Source organism: Agromyces bauzanensis (genome assembly GCF_014645655.1).
Taxonomy (GTDB): Bacteria; Actinomycetota; Actinomycetes; order Actinomycetales; family Microbacteriaceae; genus Agromyces; species Agromyces bauzanensis.
Window position 1 is genome coordinate 1 of sequence record NZ_BMMD01000051.1, and the last position, 4024, is coordinate 4024.

Consider the following 4024-nt stretch of genomic DNA (forward strand, 5'->3'; position numbering starts at 1 on the left):
ATGAGCGCCCATCACGACGCCGCCCTCGCGGAGGCGGCGCTGCAGATGGCGGTCGCCGTTCGCGGCGGACGTGACGCGATCAGCGGGGTCATCATGCACACCGATCAAGGCAGCGAATTCACCGCTTCCTTGTTCCGTGCCGCCTGCGCCCGCGTCGGCGGGATCACCCAGTCGATGGGCAGGGTCGGGTCGGCGCTGGATAACTCGGTGATCGAGAGCTGGCATTCCACACTCGAGTTCGAGCTGCGTTCCCTGGAACACTTTCACACCAGGGCCCAGGCTCGCACCCGGGTCGCGGCGTGGATCGAGGAGTACAACCACGACCGCCGCCACTCCGCGCTGGGAATGCGTTCCCCGATCCGGTTCGAACTGGACCTGACCCGCAAGAACGAGAAAGCAGCATGAGCCCCGGTCGGATCCTCCCCGAGAAGCGCAACGATGATGGCGTCGTCCTTGCTGGTGTCAAGGCCGAACCCTCCGGGCGGCCTGCGGCCGGCCTTGACACCAGCTGCGGATGACGCCACACAGCGCCGGTATCGGGAAGGATCCATCAAAATGAGGTCTCTACGGTTCCAGGGGATTGCCATTTGCGAAGATGTGAGTGTTGTGACGCTTCACCGTTCCGATCGTGATGGAGAGCCGCTGACTGATTGCGTGATTGGAAAGGCCCTCGCCGATCAGCCGCAGCACCTCGCGCTCCCGCTGAGAGAGCACCGACTCCGACGGTGGAGCGGTCTTTGTGCGTGTAGAGCTAGCGGCGGCCGCCACTCGGCGGACGGCGTCGATCAGCTCTGCGGAGGTGGACGACTTCGAGATGAATGCGCTCGCACCCGCTGCGAGTAGGTGGCCACCAAGGACTCGGTCTCGGTGCATGGTAACGATGATGACGCGGGTGTGCGGAGATTCCGCGAGCACCCGCGTGATCGTCGAGAGCACCGGCAAGCCCGGCATCTCCACGTCGAGCAGGAGCACGTCGGGGCTTGCGGCGATCGTGGTGTCAAGGGCGCTGTAGCCGTCGGCTGCCTCGCCGACGACCTCGATGTCAGCGGCGGCGGCGAGCATCGCCCGCATCCCGTCCCGGAAGAGATCATGGTCGTCGGCGATGACGGCACGGATCCGCGCGTTGTCGCTCATGCGTGGCGTGGTGCGACGAAGGGAAGGGTGAGCTTCAGCCCGGTGGCACCCGTCCCGTTCAGGAACTCCACCGTCGCGCCGATGAGCGCGGCGCGCTCAGCGATGCCGCGAAGCCCGAGCGAGGTGACCTGTAGCTTCCCGTCATCGTAACCGTCGCCGTCGTCGGTAACCGTGATCTCCACCTTCGTCGGCGACCATGCGAGGCGCACGGCGACCGCTGTCGCGTTCACAGCGTGCGTGCGAGCATTCCGGGTTGCCTCCATGATGATTGTGAATAGCTCCTCGCTCGCGACCGCCGGTAGCGGACGCGTCACACCGGTCTCGACCGCATGCACTGGCAGCACGCCCCCGCCGCCGGTTGCGTAGGCGTACTCGTCGATCGCCTCAAGCAGCGCACGATCGCCGACGAGCGAGCGCAGGTCGAGCGCGAGATCCTGGGTATCCGCGAGCGCGTGGCGAAAGATACGCATGGCAGCGGTGACTGACGCGTCGCGACTCGTCTTGTTGGCTACCTCTAGCCGCTGGAGTCCTGCAGCGATCCCGTGGGCGATGCGGTCGTGGAGTTCGCGAGAGATCCGCTGTCTCGTCTCATACTGGGACTGCTGCAGTCGCCCGCGGAGCACCTCGACGTAGGCGATCGCGCCTGGCGGGAAGCGTCGCCAGATCGCGTGATGGAGCGCACGGGCGACGGCGAGTTCTCGACCTGAATACCCGTCGGCGGTTACCCGCGCGACGAGCAACGGCAGGGCGACCGCGAACAGTACCTCGGCGGCCATCAGCGGCTCGGCAGGATCGACATCCATCGCTGCTGAGCGCTCACCGTGAGTGCTGAGGTCCGGAAGGTCGTGATACTCCACAGAGACGGGGAGATGTTCAATGGATCCTTCAACGGCAGCAAGGGTCTCGGCGAGGATTGACCGCACGTGGAACTCGAGCCCTCCATCCACGGATTCCGTGTTGGCAAGCGCGCTACCACGAGCGAGCAGTTGAGCGCGTAGCTCCTCGAGGACTTCGTCGTTCACTGTCCGATGGTCCTTTGGTCGTGTCTTCTCGATCACACTCGTCCTCTCCACATCTCGCCCAACGGTACCCACACCGCGCCGCGGCGAATAAATTCCGACCCCTCCGGAGGCTGTGAATGTCACCTTTGTCGTATTCGTCGAACACCTCGAGGCGGAGACACGGTGCTCGAACGGAATGTGACCAAGGGAGTATCGATCCGCCGCAACGCCCCTGCATGTATCGAGCCAGCTATCGGCAACGAGCGCGTCACGAACACGAGCAGCACCACGATCCGCTGGCGGCGTTCGCGCCCAGTATTCGACGGCCGAGGAGTCTGCGTCCGCACTTCGCTCGTCATCCTGTGATCAGCGCGGTGATCTTCAGGAGGGGGTGCCCGATTGCGTTCTGGCCATCGAGAGATGTGACTTTGGAGACATATGCGCAGAACCTCCGGTGCGTAATGCTGAGAGCGTTCACCAAGGCCCTCGGCGAGTCGTTCGCCCTGACACCGAACGGGTTCGGCTTGGTGGGCTTCGGTACCCAAGGGTCTAGGAGGGCGAGGAATTGGCGGCACTTCAAAATGGTCTGGCGCGCGTGAACGTATCGAGACGCCAGCTGCTGCAGTCATCCGCGGCGACTGCCCTCATTGCAGTCTCGTACTGGGTCGGCGACGGGACGGTGTCCAAGGGGCCAGATCAACTCAGTGCTGCCCCGCTCGGAGCAGCGACGACGTTCAACCGTCGGACCTTGAGCTACTTCTCTGCTGACTACGTCACCGAGCACATTTGGGACCTCGCCACGGCGGTTGAACTCTCAAGAATCGGTCGGGACATCGTGGAGATCCGTGTCGCGCTCCGCTTCGACCCTCGAGTGCTCGCCACACGCGACGTGCTGATCGTTGAAGCCAACGGAGAGTTTCACGCCATTGGGGCCCACGAGTCATCGACTGACGGGCTGATAGCGGAGGTCACTTTCATTCTGGACCCGCAATTGTGGAAGCAGCATCACCTGAGATTCAGCCCACCGCTGATTGCGAAATCGCTGTACCCGAATGACGCAATCGACGGCGTGCTTGTGCCGACGGTGGAGTTGACATTCGTTGACACCCGCGGTAGCACCCAACTGCTCACCCGGGCGCTCGCGACCGAGCTCACACGCCCGGTCGCTCCATGGGGCGTCGAAGTCGCCGCAGCCTGGGACGTTGTGAGCCGCAGCGCAGATGGGACCGAGTTCTATCGTGCGCCGGTCGGCCTGCTGGTCACCGGCGCGGGTCCGAATCCGACGCCCGTCGGTATGCAGGTCGAGATGCGTGTGGCCGAGTCCGCTGCCGGTGCTCCCTCCATCCGCTCTTACGGCGATGGCATGGATGAGTTGCCCGCTGGGGCGATCACCTCCACCACCACCACGGATGGGATCATCCGAACCGTCACCTTCGTAGTCACAGAGTCACTCGGGCCGGGAACGCGTCGCAGCATCAGCCTCGAATGGGCTGAGTTCGTTGCACAGCAAGCTGGCGATGCTCCGCCGAGGGCGCTCGTTCGAGTCACTACCGAAGGTGACGACAACGCGCCACGGCGAGGCCCAGCAGGAACAGACACGATCGTGGATATGGCAACAGCGCCAGCTCAGGTGAAGCAGGACCTGGCGCGGAAGGGCGGATAGTGGACACCTGGGTTCTTTACTCCCAGCAATGGCTGAACACCACCTACGGAGAGCGTGCAGGATACGTCAGGACGCCAACGACTGGAGTCACGGGGTGGTCAACCATGTACTCCGCTACTCGTGGCGCGTAGCGTGAGTTGGTACTGGTGGTCCAGCGATCTGGTGTGTTATCTCGTGACATCGTGGACACTGGATCTCGTCACTTCGTAGACGCTGGATCTCATGG

General features: G+C 63.8%; 4 protein-coding genes. 2 read left to right on the forward strand and 2 right to left on the reverse strand.

Annotation, left to right across the window (positions count from 1 at the left end):
- Positions 1-405 (forward strand): integrase core domain-containing protein (locus tag IEX31_RS18210; protein ID WP_188744809.1); only part of this gene is annotated, 405 nt, incomplete at its 5' end.
- A gap of 159 nt (positions 406-564) precedes the next feature.
- Here the strand turns inward: IEX31_RS18210 and IEX31_RS18215 are convergent.
- On the reverse strand, positions 565-1134 hold the full coding sequence (locus IEX31_RS18215; protein ID WP_188744810.1) for a response regulator transcription factor: 570 nt from the start codon (positions 1132-1134) through the stop codon (positions 565-567).
- Positions 1131-2156, reverse strand: coding sequence for a sensor histidine kinase (locus IEX31_RS18220; protein WP_188744811.1), 1026 nt, complete (start codon positions 2154-2156; stop codon positions 1131-1133). The genes IEX31_RS18215 and IEX31_RS18220 overlap by 4 nt, the downstream gene beginning before the upstream one ends.
- A 544-nt stretch (positions 2157-2700) precedes the next feature.
- On the opposite strand from IEX31_RS18220, the gene IEX31_RS18225 reads away from it, so the two are divergent.
- Complete coding sequence (locus IEX31_RS18225; protein ID WP_188744812.1) at positions 2701-3798, forward strand: hypothetical protein; 1098 nt, start codon at positions 2701-2703, stop codon at positions 3796-3798.
- Positions 3799-4024: the final 226 nt, after the last annotated feature.